The sequence below is a fragment of the Solidesulfovibrio sp. C21 genome (genome assembly GCF_047785625.1).
In the GTDB taxonomy this organism is placed as follows: domain Bacteria; phylum Desulfobacterota; class Desulfovibrionia; order Desulfovibrionales; family Desulfovibrionaceae; genus Solidesulfovibrio.
This window is the reverse complement of record NZ_JBLODY010000013.1, coordinates 22,565-40,378: the sequence shown is the minus strand read 5'-3', so window position 1 is coordinate 40,378 and position 17,814 is coordinate 22,565. Positions and strand designations below refer to the sequence as shown.

The 17,814-nt window shown below is 63.1% G+C and carries 18 protein-coding genes and 1 tRNA gene; 1 reads left to right on the top strand and 18 read right to left on the bottom strand.

Annotated features, from left to right (window positions below):
* Positions 1–60: 60 nt before the first annotated feature.
* From ACMZ6R_RS06500 to ACMZ6R_RS06470, 7 genes are all read right to left on the bottom strand, one after another.
* Entirely contained in the window at positions 61–2,406 is a 2,346-nt protein-coding gene (locus ACMZ6R_RS06500) for an endonuclease MutS2 (protein ID WP_416110085.1), read from the bottom strand.
* 20 nt (positions 2,407–2,426) lie between these two features.
* Entirely contained in the window at positions 2,427–2,873 is a 447-nt protein-coding gene (locus ACMZ6R_RS06495; RefSeq protein WP_416110084.1) for a GatB/YqeY domain-containing protein, read from the bottom strand.
* Positions 2,873–3,073 (bottom strand): 30S ribosomal protein S21, encoded by a 201-nt coding sequence (gene rpsU, locus ACMZ6R_RS06490; RefSeq protein ID WP_005990045.1) that lies wholly within the window; start codon positions 3,071–3,073, stop codon positions 2,873–2,875. Before rpsU ends, ACMZ6R_RS06495 begins: the two co-directional genes overlap by 1 nt.
* Positions 3,074–3,225: 152 nt before the next feature.
* On the bottom strand, positions 3,226–3,411 hold the full coding sequence (locus ACMZ6R_RS06485) for a hypothetical protein (protein WP_416110082.1): 186 nt from the start codon (positions 3,409–3,411) through the stop codon (positions 3,226–3,228).
* A 21-nt stretch (positions 3,412–3,432) separates the two neighbouring features.
* Positions 3,433–3,735: an HU family DNA-binding protein gene (locus ACMZ6R_RS06480; RefSeq protein WP_416110080.1), complete on the bottom strand. Its 303-nt coding sequence runs from the start codon at positions 3,733–3,735 to the stop codon at positions 3,433–3,435.
* Between the two features lie 187 nt (positions 3,736–3,922).
* Positions 3,923–4,774, bottom strand: coding sequence for a 16S rRNA (adenine(1518)-N(6)/adenine(1519)-N(6))-dimethyltransferase RsmA (rsmA, locus tag ACMZ6R_RS06475; protein ID WP_416110078.1), 852 nt, complete (start codon positions 4,772–4,774; stop codon positions 3,923–3,925).
* Positions 4,771–6,435 (bottom strand): glycosyltransferase family 4 protein, encoded by a 1,665-nt coding sequence (locus ACMZ6R_RS06470; protein ID WP_416110076.1) that lies wholly within the window; start codon positions 6,433–6,435, stop codon positions 4,771–4,773. Before ACMZ6R_RS06470 ends, rsmA begins: the two co-directional genes overlap by 4 nt.
* Before the next feature lie 128 nt (positions 6,436–6,563).
* On the opposite strand from ACMZ6R_RS06470, the gene ACMZ6R_RS06465 reads away from it, so the two are divergent.
* The gene (locus ACMZ6R_RS06465; RefSeq protein WP_416110074.1) at positions 6,564–8,066 is read left to right on the top strand and encodes a GGDEF domain-containing protein; all 1,503 of its coding nucleotides are present in this window, start codon (positions 6,564–6,566) and stop codon (positions 8,064–8,066) included.
* Positions 8,067–8,195: 129 nt separating this feature from the next.
* Here ACMZ6R_RS06465 and ACMZ6R_RS06460 read toward each other — a convergent pair.
* From ACMZ6R_RS06460 to ACMZ6R_RS06410, 11 genes are all read right to left on the bottom strand, one after another.
* Positions 8,196–8,272, bottom strand: a tRNA-Arg gene (locus tag ACMZ6R_RS06460).
* Between the two features lie 321 nt (positions 8,273–8,593).
* Complete coding sequence (locus ACMZ6R_RS06455) at positions 8,594–9,514, bottom strand: manganese-dependent inorganic pyrophosphatase (protein WP_416110073.1); 921 nt, start codon at positions 9,512–9,514, stop codon at positions 8,594–8,596.
* Between the two features lie 246 nt (positions 9,515–9,760).
* On the bottom strand, positions 9,761–10,510 hold the full coding sequence (locus tag ACMZ6R_RS06450) for a PTS sugar transporter subunit IIC (protein WP_416110071.1): 750 nt from the start codon (positions 10,508–10,510) through the stop codon (positions 9,761–9,763).
* Positions 10,511–10,681: 171 nt separating this feature from the next.
* Entirely contained in the window at positions 10,682–11,143 is a 462-nt protein-coding gene (locus ACMZ6R_RS06445) for a PTS sugar transporter subunit IIB (RefSeq protein ID WP_416110070.1), read from the bottom strand.
* Positions 11,144–11,147: 4 nt separating this feature from the next.
* On the bottom strand, positions 11,148–11,585 hold the full coding sequence (locus ACMZ6R_RS06440) for a PTS sugar transporter subunit IIA (protein ID WP_416110068.1): 438 nt from the start codon (positions 11,583–11,585) through the stop codon (positions 11,148–11,150).
* Positions 11,586–11,803: 218 nt separating this feature from the next.
* Complete coding sequence (gene rapZ / locus ACMZ6R_RS06435; RefSeq protein WP_416110066.1) at positions 11,804–12,691, bottom strand: RNase adapter RapZ; 888 nt, start codon at positions 12,689–12,691, stop codon at positions 11,804–11,806.
* A gap of 80 nt (positions 12,692–12,771) precedes the next feature.
* Entirely contained in the window at positions 12,772–13,224 is a 453-nt protein-coding gene (locus ACMZ6R_RS06430; protein WP_416110065.1) for a PTS sugar transporter subunit IIA, read from the bottom strand.
* Complete coding sequence (hpf, locus tag ACMZ6R_RS06425) at positions 13,225–13,773, bottom strand: ribosome hibernation-promoting factor, HPF/YfiA family (protein ID WP_416110064.1); 549 nt, start codon at positions 13,771–13,773, stop codon at positions 13,225–13,227.
* Positions 13,774–13,822: 49 nt separating this feature from the next.
* Positions 13,823–15,259 carry an RNA polymerase factor sigma-54 gene (gene rpoN, locus ACMZ6R_RS06420; protein ID WP_416110063.1) on the bottom strand — a complete coding sequence of 479 codons (1,437 nt, stop codon included), beginning with the start codon at positions 15,257–15,259 and terminating at the stop codon, positions 13,823–13,825.
* A 117-nt stretch (positions 15,260–15,376) separates the two neighbouring features.
* Positions 15,377–15,919, bottom strand: a complete 543-nt coding sequence (locus ACMZ6R_RS06415) for a KdsC family phosphatase (protein ID WP_416110062.1) — start codon at positions 15,917–15,919, stop codon at positions 15,377–15,379.
* Between the two features lie 196 nt (positions 15,920–16,115).
* Positions 16,116–17,750, bottom strand: a complete 1,635-nt coding sequence (locus ACMZ6R_RS06410) for a CTP synthase (protein WP_416110060.1) — start codon at positions 17,748–17,750, stop codon at positions 16,116–16,118.
* Between the last annotated feature and the right edge of the window lie 64 nt (positions 17,751–17,814).

Sequence of the window (17,814 nt, the reverse complement as noted above, 5' to 3'; positions counted from 1 at the left end):
GTCCAGGGGGAAACTTTTTCCAAAAAGTTTCCCCCTGGCCGCCGGAGGCTCTCTACCTGCCTATTTCAATGTCACCATGGTCATGCCGTCGCCGCCGCGGTCCTCGGGGGCCAGGGCGAACGACGCGACCTGGGGATGTTCCTTGAGTAACCTATGCACTTCGCGCCGCAGGGCTCCGGTGCCCTTGCCGTGGATGATCTCGAGCTCACCGTGTCCCCGCAAAAGCGCCGCGTCGAGAAACATGGCCAGTTCGCTTTCGGCCGCGTCGGCGCGCATGCCGCGAAGGTCGAGCACGAGTCCCAGCCCGGAAACCGCCGTTGTGTCGCGCGGGGCAATGGCGACCGTCACGCCGCCCGGTTTGGCGGCCGGGGCATCGGCAAGCGCCATATCCGCAACCGGCACCCACAGGCTCACGCCGCCCACATCGACCTTGGCCGCCTGGCGTCGCATATCCTTTTCCCGAACCACGGCCGTCTTGTCCCAACTGATAATGCGCACGGAATCTCCAGGCGCAAGGGCGGCCAGATCGAGAGCCTTGGCAGGGGCCTCTTCGGGCTCCTGCCGACCGGTTATGGCAGTACCATGTTCAATAAGTCTTTTTCTCGCATCGGCAAGGGCCTTCTGCGCTTCCTTGCGTCCGATGCGGCCGGCCTCGTGGCGGCGGGCGATCTCGCGGGAGAGGTCGCGAATCTCCTCGACCAGGGTATCCTGGGCTTTCTTCAAGTTCTCCTTGAGCTTCGCCACCCGCCCTTCATCCTCGCGCCGTTTGGCCGCAATTGCCTCGAGTTCCCGCTCACGCCGCAGGGCCAGGTCGTTGAGCCGATCAAACACCTGCCCGGCGTCGCTGCCATCCAAAAGAAGATACCGACTGGCCCGCTCCAGGATTTCCTCGGGCAGCCCGTGCTCCCGGGCCACGTCCAGGGCGATGGACGCGCCGACCTGATCGTAGGCCAGGCGGTAGACGGGTTTCTTGGTGGCCGGGTCGAAAAGCATGCAGGCGGCGCGCACGCCGGGCCGGGACAGGCCGTAGGCCTTGAGCGCCGGAAAGTGCGTGGCCGCGGCCAGATAGGCCCCCTTGTCGAGCAGGCCGTCGACCACGGACTGGGCCAGGGCCGCGCCTTGCGAGGGGTCCGTGCCCGCGCCGAATTCGTCGAGGAGCACAAGGGTGTCCGCGTCGATATCCGGCCAGACGCGGGAGAGGTGACGTATCTGGGCCGTGAAGGTGGAAAGATGGTCCTCCAGGCTCTGCTCGTCGCCGAGAAAAACGAACACCTTGTGGAAAAACGGCAATCGGCTGCCCTCCCCGGCCGAAACGGGCAGCGCGGAAAGAGCCATGACGGCGAGCACACCCAGGGTCTTGAGGCACACCGTCTTGCCGCCGGCGTTGGCCCCGGTGACGATGAGCCCCCGCTGGTCCTCGCCCAGGACCAAGTCCTGGGGCATGACCCGCGTCTTGGCCCCGTCCCCATCGGCCAGGACCAGCAACGGATGGCGGGCGGCCAGCAGATGCACCGGGCGGCCCTGTCCCACTTCGGGCAGCGTTCCGCCGAGGCGATCGGCCAGGGCGGCCTTGGCCCACAGGACGTCGCAGGCCACGAGCAGGCGGTAGGCGGCGGCCACCCCGCGCCGCTCGTCCCGGGCCAAGCCGGTCAAAAAGGCCATGACGCGGGCTTCGGCCTCGCGCTCCTCGTTTTTGAGCTCCTGGAGGCGGTTGTTGGTCTCGACCAGAAAAAACGGCTCGATGTAAACGGTTTCGCCGGTCTGGGAATAGTCGTGGATGATGCCCTGGACGCGGCCCTTGAAGTTGGCCTTGAGTGGCAGGACATAGCGGTCCGAGGAGATGGTGACGTAATCGTCTTGCAAAAAAGGCCCCATCTCCTTTTCGCCCACGAACTCCTTGACCCGGGTCATGATGGTCTGATGGATGGCGCGAATTTCCTGGCGTACGGAAAAAAGCTCGGGTGAGGATTCGTCGCGCAGGCTTCCATCCGGGGCCAGACAGCGGGCCAGGGCGGCCTGGGTCTTTTGCGCCCAGGGCGTGCCGGCCACGACATCGCGCAACAGCGAACTCCCGGGTTCGCCCTTGCCGAGCGCCTCGCGCAGGGCGGCCACCTGCCCCAGCACATGGCTAAGGGCAACCAGGGCGTCGAGTTCCAGGGCGCGGCGTTCGCTTTCGAGGATGGGGAAAATCGCCTCGATGTCGGGAAAGGGCGTGAAGGTGAACGCGGCGTCGCGACGCAACTCCACGGCCTCGGCCAGCTTTCGCTGTTCGTCGGCCAGGACCTTGGGATCGGCAATGGGGGAAATTTCCCGGCAGGCAGCCGCCGCCGGCTCGGAAACGGCCAAAGCGGCCAGCCGTTCCAAAACCTTAGGAAACTCCAGCAACGAAAGGGTTCTGGATTCCATAAGAAAAAGAGGAAGCGTTGTCAGGAAGCCAGGCGCGCCTTGACGGCCCCGCTGACCCGTTTACCGTCGACCCGCCCCTTGTGAGCGGCAAGCACCGCCTGCACCACCCGGCCCATGTCCTTCATGCCGTGGGCATCCAGTTCGGCCACGGCGGCGGCAACGGCGTCGCCAAGCTCGGCGTCGGTCAAAGGAGCGGGCAGGTAGGCGACAAGCACCTCCAACTCCCGCTCCTCTTTTTCGACCAGGTCAGCCCTATTCGCCTTGGCGAACTGTTCGATGGACTCACGGCGCTGCTTGGCCTGCTTGGCCAGGACATCGAGAAGCTCGTCGTCGGCAAGGGGGCGCAAAAGCTCCACCTGCCGCAGCTTGGCGGCAGCCTTGAGCATGCGCAGCACACTGACGACGAGCTCGTTCCTGGCCCGCATGGCGGCCAGATAGTCGGATTCGATTCGGGCTGTAAGATTCATTACATCATGTTGATTTTGCGCATTTTCTTGAGCAGGCGCTTACGAGCGGCAGCCTTTTTCTTCTTGCGCATGACACTGGGTTTCTCAAAGTGCTGGCGCTTTTTCAGCTCCGAGAGAATCCCGGATTTCTCGACCTGCTTCTTGAAGCGGCGAAGCGCCACATCGAAGTTGTCGGATTCGTCAAGATACACTCCGGGCACGGACCTCACCCCCTCTTTGGGAAATCCCTTACGGCAAAAATGAACAATTAACCCGGAAGTCCCTCACCGTCAAGGGTTTCGTTCCGGGATCGAATAAGTCCGCCCTGCCGAAGCCGGGCGGACTGGCGAAAGCCGGGCGTCGTGGCGTGGATCTAGTGCTGCGCCCCGTGGGCAGCGGCCTTTTTGGTGTCAATGATGGCCTTGATCACACAATAGCCCATGCCGGAGGCAATGATGAAAAGCACCAGATACAACACACTGAAAAAAACGAAGTGATCGGGTTGCCACCAGGGCAAATCCTGCGGCAGGGGGCTGTGGATGGTTTCGCCGTGCAGCATGAAAATTCTCCAGAGAGGGTTTTATTGAATGGCGTCCTTGAGCAGTTTCCCGGGCCGAAACTTGACAACCTTCGACGCCGGAATGTTGATTTCGGCGCCGGTGCGCGGGTTGCGTCCGGTGCGGGCCTTGCGCTCGTCCACCATAAAGGTGCCGAAACCGGTCAGGGTGATTTTCCCCTCGCCGACCAGCGTGGCCTCCACGGCCTCGATAAAAGCGTTCAGGGCGCGTTCTGCATTCGCCTTGGTCAGGCCGGTCTTCTCGGCAATTTTTCCTACCAGGTCAGCCTTGGTCATCTGTCCTCTCCTCCTCGGTTGATACGCCATCTGCCAGCAGGCGGCGTCGTGCTCCCATACTCACCCGTCGCCATGTGACGATAACAATGGAAAACCGGCCACCCTCTCGCTCGCCTCCCCGTGACGAGGAAGGCCGGTCCGGCTCCGTCGCACATAGCCGAAACCTCGCCCGCATGCGGGACGAGTGGGCAAAAGAAAATCGATTTGCGGCCCAAAGTCAAGAGGCCAAGCGCAGTTTCAGCATTTCGGCCAATCCGGCGAGCTGTTTCGGGGCCAGCGTTTCCGGCCTGTCCGTCAGGCGGATGCCCTGCCCGGCCAGCCAATCGTCCAGCGTCGCATCGCGCCAGGATTTCAAAATTCCTCCCAACTGCTTGCGACGCTTGGAAAAAAGGAGCTTGAGCAGCTTTGACAACGCCCGGGGCTCGCCCGGTCGGTCCGCAAGCGGCAACGGGGTCATGGCCACCACGGCCGAATCGACCTTGGGCCGGGGCCGAAACACCGTGGGCGGCACCTTGAAACAGTACGTGGCCCGCACATGACTGGCGATCCAGGCGGTCAGCGCACCGTACGCCCGGCCCCCCGGCGCGGCGCAAAGCCGAAGCGCCACCTCGTGCTGCACCATGAACACCGCCCGGGCAAACCGGGTCGCCCCGGCGCACAGGTCCCAGAGCAGCGGCGAGGCGATGTTGTAGGGCAGGTTGCCGAGGATCCGCACGTCTCCGGAAAGAAGGTCGAGCCGGCCCCAGTCCTGGCGCAGCGCATCGGTTATGGCCACGGACAGCGTCGGATAGGTCCGGGCGAGATGCGCGGCCAAGTCCCGGTCTTTTTCCAGGGCCAGGAAGGACCCCGGGCCGGCGGCGGCGACCAACCCGGTCAGCGCCCCCCGGCCGGGGCCGATCTCGATGACGGTGTCCCCGGCGGCAATACCGCAGGCGGCCACGATCTTGGCCGCCGTGTTGGGGTCGCTTAGAAAATTCTGGCCCAGGCTCCGCTTGGCCCGGGCGAAGGGCTCCCCTGCCCCATCCGCCGTGGGCGCGTCGGTCACGGACGAAAAGGACTTGTGACTCATGCCGTCTCCTGGCGTTCCAAAAGGTCCTGCTTGAGCGCCCAGACGACATGGTACCGGGAGGCGGCCGGACCAAGCTCCGGTTCGGCCACGGCCAGCCGGGCGGCAAGCGTCAGCCCCGGGCAGCCGGAGCGCGACAGGAAAAGCAGCGTGCGAATGGCGGCAAGCGATATGTCCCCGGCCATGCCCGCGTAGATGACCGGGAAATCCTGCCCCCGGTAGACGGCCCGGCCGGCCCGGCTCCAGGTGAGCCGCACGGCGTCGGACAGGACCTCGGTGGGATAGCCGACGAACACCTCACCGTAGGCCAGGGTCTGCGGATGGCGCAAGGCCCGCAGCGCCTCGCGGTCGGGGACGGGCGACGCGGCCAGGCGCTCCCACATGGCCAAGTGGCGCTCGATCACCGTTTCAAAGGAAAATTCCCGGCACACCCGTTCGCGTCCGGCTTTGCCCATTTCCCGGCGCAAAGCGCCATCGGCCGCCAGCCTGCCCAGGACGTCGGCCAGGCTGGGCACATCCACGGCCAGGCCCTGGGCCAAGTATAGATGGGTGTGGTTGTCGTAGCAAAGCGGGGCCAGGACGTCGCGCTGCCGCGTGTCCGGCAGGCCCATGGTCGGGACCAGATAACCGGTGCGGCCGGAGAGCACGATGTCGCGGTAACCGTCGTAATCCGAGGCGACCACAGGGATGCCGGCGGCCATGGCTTCCAAAAGTGTGAGGCCGAAGGTCTCCTGGGGATTGTCGGCCAAGGAGACGAAGATGTCGGCCAGGGCGAAAAGCGCGTGCTTTTCCTGCTCGCTTGGCCGCTTGATCAGGACAAAGGGCAATTTGATGTTGGCGGCCAGATTCTCCAGCACCTGCAAAAAAGGCCCGGCATCGTCGTCGGTCCAGCCCGCCGCCACCAGACACAGCGACCCGGGGTCGGCCCCCTGGGCCAAAAGCCGCTGCACGGCCCGGAAAAGGGGCAGCAGATCCATCTTGGAGCTGTGGGACAGCCGCCCGAAGACGAGCATGACCACCGCGCCGGCGGCAATCCCGTGGCCTGCCCGGGCCTCGAGACGGTCGCAGTCCGCGAGGGGTTGCCAGTCGCCGGGGTCCACGCCAAGCGGGATGCGCGCCACCTCCGGCCCGGGATGGATTTCCGGAGACAGGCCGTAGCCCAGGCGCAGGCTGCCGAAGATGCGCAGCACCACATCCCGTCCGGCCTTGGATGTGGCCACGATGGCGTCGCGGCGGGTGGCGCCGGGCCACAGATGGGCCAGAAACTCCCGGCCATAGGCGGCATAGCTTAAGGAATGGGTGGTGCCGGTGATGGGAAAGATGTTTTGGGCCGTGGCGTTGCGCAGGGCGGCCAGGCGCGGCTGGGAGGTGATGCAGTCCGACAGGTGGAACACGGCGTACGGGGTCGCGGCAATGGCGGTCGGCAGGTCGCGACGCGTCAAAACCTTGAATTTGCCGCGCGCAAACGCCTCAGGGTAGCGCACTGCGAGCAGCCGCTCGTGCATGTCGCGTTCCCGGGGCGAGGGCATGAAAAAATGGTAGCCGTCGAAAGGATCGACCCGCAGCAAGGCATCCAGAAAACCGGCATTGGCCACCTTGCGGCCCATGACGGCGCCGGATTCCACGAAAGGATCGAGGGTTGCGAAAAGGCGTGGCGCGGACATGGGGGGACGGAGCCACACCCTGGCCGTCTTGTCAATCGACGCGAACAAGACATCTTTGGCCTTCATATTGCAAGAAGCAAGACGGGAATCCGCACTCCAGGCGGTCCCAGGACCAAAGGAGGCCGGTTATGACGCGCGGTATGCGCCCGGAACAGGTGTGGGGCATTGGCCTCACGGATGCCTTCGAGTCGGCAATTTCTGCCGCCCTCGGCAGTGGTTACACGCTGTGCAACTGGCAGGTGGGCCGCTATCCGGCCGAGCGCGACCTCGGTCGGGCCGCCCCCCTGGTCATTTTCGTGGTCAAGGAAGCCTGGGATGCCCTGCCCGCCGCCGCCCGCCGCCGTTTGGAGGACTGGGAAGTGCCTCAGCGGGTGCTGGTGCTCTCCGCCACCCAATCCGTATCCGATTTCGACGAACTGCTGGAGGACGGCTTTTTATCCGCCATCTCCGAGCCCCTGACCGACAAAAAAGTCCGCGACGTCATCTTTCGGGCCAAGGAAGTCAAAAGCCTCTACGACGACATTTTCCGCATGACCCGCGAGATCATGCTGGAACGCGAACTGCTTGCCCGCAAGACCGACCTGGTGCTCTTTTTGAACCGCATACTCACCCGCGCCTCGGAGTCCCTCGACCCCACGGTCATCCTGGACAACGCCCGTGAGGACCTGGAGCTGCTTTTGCCCCTGCGCGGACTGTTGGGAGTCCTTTGGCAACCGGGAAGCTCCGGGGGCATGGACGCCGAACTGTTTTTGCAACCGGACATGGACCACGCGACCGAACGCCACTGGACCGAGGAACTGCTGCGCCACGGGGCCAAGCTCTCCGGCAAGTCCATGCAGAGTTATCGGACCACGTTTCTGGAAGGCGGCTCGAGTCGGGAGCCGCTGGCCATTCCGCAAGCCCCGGAGGAAATCATCCGGCTGTCGCTTCGGGCCGGGGGCGAAACCTTTGGCGCGCTGATTCTCTACCGCGACCAGGGCAAGGCCCTTGGCAAGGACCAGGTGCAGGCGCTTTACGCCTCCATCAACCACCTGGCCCTGGCCCTGCGCAATGCCGCGCTTTTCAGCCAGGTCAAGATTCGGGCCGATCATGACGGGCTCACCCGCATCCACAACCGTCGGGCTTTTGACGAACGCCTCGTGGAGGAATTGCGGCGGCACCAGCGCTACCACCACCCCTTGAGCCTGCTCATGCTCGACATCGACCATTTCAAGACCATCAACGACCGGTTCGGGCATCTTGTGGGCGACCATGTGCTGCGCGAGGTGGGACGCCTCCTCTCGGATACGCTGCGCAGTACGGATTTCACCGCCCGCTACGGCGGCGAGGAATTCACGGTCATCCTGCCCCAGACCGCCGAGGAGCCCTCGCGCGTGCTGGCCGAACGGCTGCGTGGGGTCATCGAGGAAGCCCGGTTCAACCACGATGGACAGGATTTTTCCATCACCGTCTCCATCGGCGCGGCCACGATGGTTCCCGGATCGCTGACCAAGCGCAAGGAACTGCTGGAGAAGGCGGACAAGGCCCTGTACCAGGCCAAAAAACTCGGCCGCAACCAGGTCTGCACGGCGCTCGGGCCGGTGTCCCTGACAACGGAGGCGGTCGCCGCCTCGGCCGCCAAAGCCGGTTAACCGACCGTGCGAGAGGGGAAATCCTCTAAAAAGGGTTCTCCCCTCTCGCGCTCTCCCTTTCCCCCACTTATTGCTTGTACTGAAAAAGAAAAAGGCGGCTAGATTTTTGATCTAACCGCCAGATATTCTTGGTGGGCAATGGGCGATTCGAACGCCCGGCCTTTGGCTCCGGAGGCCAACGCTCTATCCAGCTGAGCTAATTGCCCGAAGAAGCGGTAAACTATCCGTGAGCCCCGGGCTTGTCAATATCGAACCGGCCCATTTGGAAAAATTCATTCTGCTGGGGAGCAGGCCGTCCGGCAGGACGACAATGCGGCCAGGGCCGGCAAGCGCCAGATTGTACCCGCCGGGCAAGCCCAAACGGGGGGAGCGGAAACCCCGCGCGCCGGCGCCCCCTCTCTGAAGCACCCGCGGCAGCGGCAATCTCCCCTCCCCCACCCCGGCCCTATGCCCGCTTGGCCGGCCTTGCGCAACAAAAAAAGGGAGCAGCCCGAAAGCCGCTCCCCAGTGATTCGAGGAAACCGGAACTAGGCGAAGGCCTTCTGCAGAGGCGGCACGACCTGCTTTTTGCGGGACAGCACGCCATCAAGCCACACGGAATCACCCTTGACTTCGACGCCAAAGGCCTTTTTCACGTAGCTCGGATCGTCGGAGACGATCAGCATCTCGGAACCTTCCTTCATGATGTCGGTCAGAAGCAGGAACACGCTGTGACGGCCCTCGGCCTTGACCTTCTTGCACTCGGCAAGCAGATCCGCCTTGACCGGCTCGAGGATGGACAGGTCGACCACTTCCAGCTGGCCGATGCCGATCTTCTTGCCGCCCATGTCGAAGTCCTTGTAGTCGCGGAAGACCAGTTCGCGGGCCGGGGTGCCGCCCACGGCCGACTTGACCTTGAACATCTCGACGCCCAGGGACATGTAGTCGGACACGCCGGCGATCTTGGCCAGGGCCTCGACGGCGGCCTTGTCCTCGGGGGTGCAGGTCGGGGACTTGAACATGACGGTGTCGGACAAAATGGCGCACATCATGAGGCCGGCCATGGGCTTGGAAATCTCCACCTTGGCGCAGTCGTACATCATCTTGACCACGGTGCAGGAGCAGCCCACAGGCTTGACCAGGATCTCCAGGGGATTGGGGGTGGTCACGTCGCCGAGCTTGTGGTGGTCGTAGATGCCGATGATCTCGCCCTTGTCCAGATTTTCCAGGCTCTGGGCCAGGTCGGAGTGGTCGACCAGGATGATCTGCTTGTCGGTGGCGTCGGTGACGATCTCCGGAGCGGCCACGCCGAACTTATCGAGCACGAACGTGCTTTCGGGGTTAAGCTTGCCCTGCGCGGCCGGCTTGGCGTCCAGCCCCTTGGCCTTGTTCATCAGGTCCGCCACGGAAATGGCGGCGGCGACGGAATCGGTGTCCGGATTTTTGTGACCAACGACATACAAAGCCATAGTAGTGTCCTCCTGGTGTTTTTCCCAATAACCCTAGCGGGTTGGCTGCCGAAACTTACAACTTGTGAAGAATATCCCAAAAGAAGCAAGTTGCCAAGTCAAATTCCCCGGGCCGCCAGCCTTTTTCGGCTCCTCGCCACGCCATCCTGTTCATTACCATCAGGGATATCTAGCCTTTTCGACAAAAAAGCAGGGAAGTCCCCTTTCGCGCAATATTCGGAAAGGAGGGATTTCGCGTCCGCCGTCTCAGCCCAACAGGCACCAAGCCACGGCCAAAATCATGCCGGCGGCCAGCAGCATGTACGCCGGCCGATAACGCAGGGACAACACCCCGCCCAGGCTGCCCAGTATCCAAAGCTGGCTCCAGGTCGCCCCGGAAGAGGCAAGATACGGCCAGACCATGGGCAGCAGCACGGCATAAAGCGCGATCAGCCCGGCCAGGACCACGCTAAAGGCTAGGCCGTTTAAGGCTGCCATGTCCAGCAGGGCCCGGCGCACCAGCCTGCCGGGCGCGAAATGGGACTTTGATCGCTCCCGGGCCGCCGTATAGCGCGACAGAACGATGTTTTCCATCATCCGCTGCGCCCCTTCCAGGGTGGCGAAAAGCCGTCCCAGGATGGCCGTGGTCGCGGCCACGAAGAGCGCTTCGGCCGGCGTCGTCAGCTGGTAGACGTGCATAAGCGACAGGCCGGCCAGGGTCGCCGCGGCGGCATTGGGGGGGATGTGGGTGCCGGCGGGAATGCCGTCGAGCCAAAAGAGTTCGTAAAAAAGGCTCAGCTTCAGGGTCGCGTCCAGGTCACCGTAGCAGGCGGCCCAGAAAAACCCGATGACAAGCGGCCTTTCGATCAGCGCAGCGTTTAAAAAGAAGCGGAAGGACGAAAAAAGAACAAAAAAAAAGCGACGCTTATCACGTGGAGCAAGATATCGGCCTGATGGGTCATGCGCGTCGTCTCGCCTGGGCGATTTCCGTGGGCGGGTTCCTGTCCAAAGGCCCAAACTGCGGCCGTAGCGGCTCTTCGCCGCCTGCCTTAGCCGGCCGACACGCCCCGCTTCCGGGCCGTGCCTCCACTTGCATCCGCAAGACCAAGCCCGAAGCTTGTCGCGGAGTCAACGTGCCTGCGTTGCCTTTTCCTTGAAAATACGACCCGGTTTTCCAAGGCCGCAACATTACACGGAACGCAACTGCTGCGGATCGCTCGGCACGCAACGGTAGTCGAGCCGCACCCCCTTGTCCCGGAAAAAGTCCAGACAGGACTCGTCATCCTTGGACAGGGCCACATGGGGGCAGACCTGCTTTTTCCCCGGCGCGTAATGCAGATTGCCGAGATTGAGGTTGCCGAAGCCGAAACCACGCTCGTAGGCGATTCGGGCGTCGCGGCAACTGGCGAACAAGATCAAGGCGTCCTCGGCGTCGAGGGGGTTCCTGGATAAAAACCCCAGCAAGTCGCCGACCGGGAGAAATTCGATGCGCACCCCGGAGGGTATGGCCAGGGACATGATCTCCTGGCGCAAAAAATCCGTGGACAGGTCGTCGTTGACCACCAGGATCGTTCGGGCGTGCGTGAAAGGCAGCCAGCTTTCGATGATCTGGCCATGCACGAGCCTGTTGTCCACCCGCACGAACGCCATGGTCCTAGGCCTCGGCAACCCGCTTGCGCAATACCTCGCCCGCCACGACGATGCCCTGGCAGCCGGCCTGCTTGCCTTCGGCGGCCAGCCCCTCCAGATTCTTGGTCCGCGCGCCGAGGATTTTGATGAGCATGGGCAAATTGACGCCCGTGAGCACCTCGAGCCGACCCGAGCCCAGAAGCGACAGGCTGAGGTTGGTCGGCGTGCCGCCGAACATGTCGGTCAGGATAAGCACGCCGCCGCCCTGGTCGGTTTCCTTGATGGCGGCCTTCAGCGACGCCAGGATGTGGTCCACCTCGGTGGCCATGTCCACGCTCACGCAACGGCAATGTTCCTGGTGGCCCAGGATGCATTCCGCCGCCTTCAAAAGCCACGTGCCGTAATCGGTGTGGGTGACGATCACCACGCCAACCGGCGTCTCCGAGCGGGTTTGCCCATTCATGTTCGCGCATCCGGGGGCGTTATCAGGCCCAAACCTGGCGTCAAAACGGCGCGGCGGAGTAATCCAGCCCAGTGCCGCGACGCGTCCTGCTGCCGCAGTGACCCACCAACAAGACGGGAGCATGCCCCCGCTGGCCGACACGATAGCCGCAACCGCGGCCCGGCACATCGGCTTCTTCCGGTTTGCCGGCGTCCGCGGCCTTGCCGCCGCGCGCCGGATCAACCGCGTTCGATATGCCGATGCTCAAGAGAAAGATTGTATCCAGCCTTGGACAAGGTGTCAAAGACAGACTCGGCCACGGCCACGGAACGGTGCCGCCCCCCGGTGCAGCCGAAGGCGATGGTCAGGCGGTAACGCCCTTCCCTGGCGTACAGCGGCAGGAGGTAGAGCAGGAAAGCGGTCAGCCGGGCGAGAAATTCCCGACCCGGATCCTCGGCCAGGACATAGTCGCGCACGGGCGCGTCCTTCCCGGTTTTTTCCCGCAACGCCTTGTCGAAATAGGGATTGGGCAAAAAACGCAGGTCAAAGACCATGTCCGCCTCGGATGGCGGCCCGTACTTGAAGCCAAAGCTCATGACGTGGACCTTGAGCATGCCGGTGGAGACCCGGATGGAGGCCCATTTTTCCTGGAGCTTGCGACGCAGGTCATGGATGGAAAAATCGGTGGTGTCGAGCACCATGTCGGCCGAGTCCCGAAGCGGGGTCATGCGCGTGCGTTCTTCGAGCACAGCCTGCTCCAGGCCCCGCGATTCGCTTTCCAGAGGATGCGGCCGGCGTGTGGTGGCGTAGCGGCGGATGATTTCCTGGGTGTCGGCCTCGAGGAAAATGATCTGCAAGGCCGCCGCCGCGCCTTTGACCTGGGCCAGCGTCGCCCCCCAGTCGGTGTCCATGTCGGCTTGGCGCACATCCATGCCGAGCGCCAGCCCTTTGTAACGCTGGCCGCCCTTCACTTCGAAAAGGCCGATGAGTTTGGGCACGAGACTGACGGGCAACCCGTCCACACAAAAAAAACCCAGGTCCTCGAAGACCCGCAAGGCGGTGGACTTGCCGGACCCTGAAAGTCCGGTCAGGATGACGATGGTCAGTTCCGCAGGCGTGTCTTCCATGGCGCATGGCCCCCCGGCCCCGATAGGACACACTCCCCGCGCGCCGGCCGGCGCGCGGGGAGGTGACGTTTCGTGTTGCTTCAGGCGGCGGCCGTGAGCACCTGCCACAAGGCGGCGTCGTTTTCGGCGCTCATGAAGGCGTGCCGGAAGGATTCGTCGGACAAGAGCCGGGAGATGTGGGCCAGGATGCGCAGGTGCAGGCCCGCCACGTGCTCCGGGGCAAGGACGAGAAAGAAGATGCGGCAGGGCTTGAAATCCAGCGCATCGAAGTTGACGCCCTTGAGGCTGCGGCCGACGACAATGACGATCTGCTCGAGGTTCTCCATCTTGCCATGGGGAATGGCGACGCCGTCGCCGATCCCCGTGGTGCCGAGGTTTTCCCGGTCAAGCAGCACTTGGCGCGCCCGGGCATCGTCGAAATCGGGCCATCTGGCCTTCATCGGGGCGATCAGTTCGGCCAGCACGTCGGGTTTGGACTCGGACACAAGTTCCCCGATGACGAAATCGGGTTGGAGATAATCCTCAAGACGCATTTATGCTCCCGTTCCAGGATCAATGAGGCCGAAGTCGCCGTTGCGCAGACGGTAGATGACATTGGGCCGGTCGGTTTCGGAGTTGATAAACACCATGAACTCGTATTTGAGGCTTTCAAGCTGCATGGCCGCCTCTTCCACGGCCATGGGCTTGGGCTCGTAGTCGTCGGTCTGGACGATGGTGGGCGTCCGCGCCCCGGCGGCATCCTCGCTTATGCTGATGACCTGGGTATGGACGACCTCGGCCTTCTGGCGGCGGCGGTCCTTTTGCTTCTCGCGGAATTTCTTGGCCTGCGCCTCGACTTTGTCAAGGATCATGTCGATGGTGGAATACATGTCCTCGGAGGCTTCGTGGGCCGAGATGTGCATGTTGTCGGCCAGGAAGATGACGTCGGCCATCTGGCGGTTTTTTTCCACGGCCAAATTGACCTGCAACTCCGAGGCGTCGGTGGCGACGGTATATTTGGCGAGCTTCTCAAAACGCTTGCGGGCGTAGTCGCGCAAATGATCCGATGGCTCGAAGTTCTTGAAATTAAAAGTAATGTTCATATAGTCCTCCGGGTGGCATGGTATTGAGCCGGGGTCCCGGCCCGAAGCATCAGAAAATTTCCTTGCGCTTGGACGAGGATTCGATGCCCATGGCCGTGCGATATTTGGCCACGGTACGGCGGGCGATGTTGATTTGCAGCTCTTCCTTGAGCATGTCGGCAATGGCCTCGTCACTGATGGGTTTCTTGGCGTTCTCACCGGCGATGATGCGCTTGATCATGGCCTTGACCGACTCCGACCCTACCGTCCCACCGTCGTCGAGGTCCAGGGAACTGTTGAAAAAAAACTTCAGTTCGTAAATACCGTGGGGCGTGGCCACGTATTTGTTGGACGTGATGCGGCTGACCGTGGATTCGTGCATGCTGATGTCGTCGGCCACGTCTTTCAAGATCAGCGGCCGCAGCCGCGTCACGCCGTGCTCGAAAAATTCCCGCTGAAACTTGAGTATGCTCTCCAGGACCTTGTAGAGCGTGCGCTGGCGCTGATAAAGGCTTTTCATCAGCCACATGGCCGAGCGCATCTTGTCTTGCAGGTAATCCTTGTCCTTGTCCGCCTTCGGCTTGAGCCCATCCATGTAGGTCATGTTGACGTTGAGCCGGGGCATGCCCTCTTCGTTTAACAGTATGACGAAGTCGTCGCCGTACTTGTAGACAAAGGCGTCGGGGCTCACATAGATGGGGTCGCCCGAACCATAACTGGCTCCGGGCATGGGATTGAGCGTCTGGATCAGCTCCAGGTATTCCTTGAGCTTCTCCATGGTGATGTGAAATTTTTTGGCCAGCGGCTTGTAGCGCTTTTTTTCCAGATCCTCGAGGTGGTCGCGCACGAGCTCGATAAGGATGGTGTCCTCGTAGCCGAAGACCTCGATCTGGGTCAGCAGGCATTCGCTGGGGGTGCGGGCGGCCACGCCCACCGGATCGAAGCGCTGGAGGCGGTGCAGCACTTCCTCCACCGCCTCGACGCTCGTGGCGGTCATCTGGGCCAGCTCCTCGATCGAGGCGCAGAGATAGCCCGAGGAGCTGAGGCTGCCGACGATGGTCTCGCCGATCTCGAGTTGCTTTGGCGTAAAATTGGACAGGCGCATCTGCCAGCCGATATGCCCTTCCAGGGAGGGCTTGGAGGCAAGCCTTGCGTCGAAGGCCATGCCCTCCTCGGGGATCTCGGATTCGCGGGACTGGGCCTGCCGGCCGGTGCTGGCGAAATCGCCAAGGTAGTCGTCCCACTCGGCGTTTTTAAGCAGCTCCTTTTCCATGGCCACTTCGCTGCTGTCGCCGCTTGGACCGAGGTTGTCCTCGGCCATCGTGGATTCGGGCTGCCGATCTTCGTCTATGGATTCCTCGAGAAGGGGATTTTCCAGGAGTTCCTGCTGCACGCTCTCCAGGAGCTCCAGCCGGGACAACTGCAGGAGCTTGATGGCTTGCTGCAGTTGGGGAGTCATCACCAACTGCTGGGACAATTTGAGCTGCTGTCGCAGTTCCAGGGCCATGTCTACCGCCGTACGCGCTTTTTTATGGGTTTTCGTGTCGGCGGTGTCCGGCGCGTGTCCGGCCTCCGCCCAACAAAAAACATGCCACAATCAAAGGATTGTGGCAATCCGCCCGGCTTACCGTTCCCGCAGGAACCAGTCGTACGCGGCCGCAAGCCGCCCGGAAGCGTTCAGGATAAACCGGATGGCCTCGCGCACCGCCCCCTGCCCGCCGTCCCGGGTCGTCACCCAAAGGGCCAGGTCCGAAATTTCCGGTTGGGCGTCGGCCACGGCCATGGGCAGGCCAACAAGCCCCATGGGGCCGGCATCCACCCAGTCGTCGCCGAGGTAGGCCGTTTGCCCCGGGGTAATGCCGGTACGCTCCCATATGGCGCGCAGGATCGGCACCTTGCGGTAATGGCCAGGATGGTATTCGGCGATGCCGAGTTCTTTTATGCGGGCGGCCACAGCCGGGCTGTCCAGGCCGCTTATGACCGCCACGGCGATGCCGGCGATCTGGGCCGCCTTGATGCCGAGCCCGTCCTGGGCATGAAACCGCTTGGCGATCTCCCCCCGGCCGTCGACGTAGAGCCCGCCGTCGGTCAGAACCCCGTCCACATCCAGCACGAGCAGGGCGATATCCCCGGCCCTGGCCGCAGCAAGCGTGGCGTCGTGCGTCACGGCGCGCCTCCTTTAGTTTTCCGGCGCAAGGCCGCGCCCAAACGCCTCGAACCGGCCCCAAAAGCTTGAAAGCAAGCAATACCCCTGGCTGCCCGCGAGGTGGGGCTCCGGAATCCCTATTGAAAGTTTTTGAAGAGGGGTCCGGGGGGAAACTTTTTCCAAAAAGTTTCCCCCCGGCCGCCGGCGGCGTAACTTCCTACGCCCCCTGCTGGCGCTTGGCAGCCATCACGAACTCCCGAAAGAGCGGATGGGGCTTCATGGGGCTGCTTTTGAATTCCGGATGGAACTGGCAGCCGAGGAACCAGGGATGCTCGGGCAGCTCCACCATTTCCACGAGTTCCCCGTCCGGGGACAGGCCGCTTAAAACCATCCCGCCCTCCTCGAACGCGGCGGCGTAAGCCTTGTTAAACTCGTAGCGATGCCGGTGGCGCTCGGAAATCTCCCCGGCGCCGTAGGCCTCGGCGGCCTTGGTGTCGGGCTTGACCACGCAGGGATAGGCGCCCAGGCGCATGGTGCCGCCCTTGTCACAGGAGGGATCGCGGCGCTCGATCTTTTTGGTGCGGAAGTCGAACCATTCCCGCATGAGGTAGATGACCGGATCGGCCGTGGTCAGGTCGAATTCCTCGGAATTGGCGCAGGTCAGCCCGAGCACGTGGCGGGCGTATTCGATGACCGCGCACTGCATACCGAGACAGATGCCGAAAAAGGGGATGTCATGGACGCGCGCGTATTCGATGGCCGCGATCTTGCCTTCGACCCCGCGCGAGCCGAACCCGCCCGGGACCAGGATGCCGTCGATGCCTTTGAAATACCCGGCCGCGTTTTCCCGGGTGACGTCCTCGGAATTGACGTACACGAAACGAATCGACACGCCGGCGAGGCCACCCGCGTGCACCAGCGCCTCGTGCAGACTCTTGTAGGCTTCCTTCAGGTCCACATACTTGCCCACGATGGCGATGGACACCGTGCCGGCGGGATTGTCGAGGCGGTCGACCATGGAGTGCCAGGCCGTCAGATCGGCGTTTTTGGCCGGCAGACGCAGCAGGATGGCAATTTTCTGGTCCACGCCCTCGCCGTAGAGCCGCAGCGGCAATTCATAAATGTTTTTCACGTCCACGGCCGTGAACACGGCGTCGGCGTCCACGTCGCAAAAAAGCGCGATCTTTTCTTTGAGGTCCCGTGTCAGGTCCACTTCGCTGCGGCAGATGATGATGTCGGGCTGGATGCCGATGGAGCGCAGTTCCTTGACGCTGTGCTGGGTGGGCTTGGTTTTCACCTCGCCGGCCACGCGCAAATACGGCACGAGCGTCAGATGGATATAAAGGACGTTTTCCCGGCCGAGGTCCATGCGCAGCTGGCGGATGGCCTCCAGAAACGGCTGCCCCTCGATGTCGCCCACCGTGCCGCCGATTTCGATGATGGCCACGTCTTCGTCGCCGGCGACGCCGAGGATGGCCCGCTTGATCTCGTCGGTGATGTGCGGGATCACCTGCACCGTGCCGCCTAGATAGTCGCCCCGGCGCTCCTTCTGGATGACGCTGAAATAGACCCGGCCCGAGGTGTAGTTGTTGTTCTGGCTCATGGGCACGCCGAGAAAGCGCTCGTAATGCCCGAGGTCGAGGTCGGTTTCGGCCCCGTCGTCGGTGACGTACACCTCGCCGTGCTGGAAGGGGTTCATGGTGCCGGGATCGACGTTGATGTAGGGATCGAGCTTTTGGATGGTGACCTTAAGCCCCCGGGCCTGGAGCAGCGCGCCGATGGAGGCGGCGGCCAGCCCTTTGCCCAGGGAGGACAGCACCCCCCCCGTAACGAAAATAAATTTGGTCTTCATTGCTGATGCCGTCCTTGATGTGTGCTGTTTGGGCCGCGCCGGCGGACCCGGCGGCCCGCGCCGA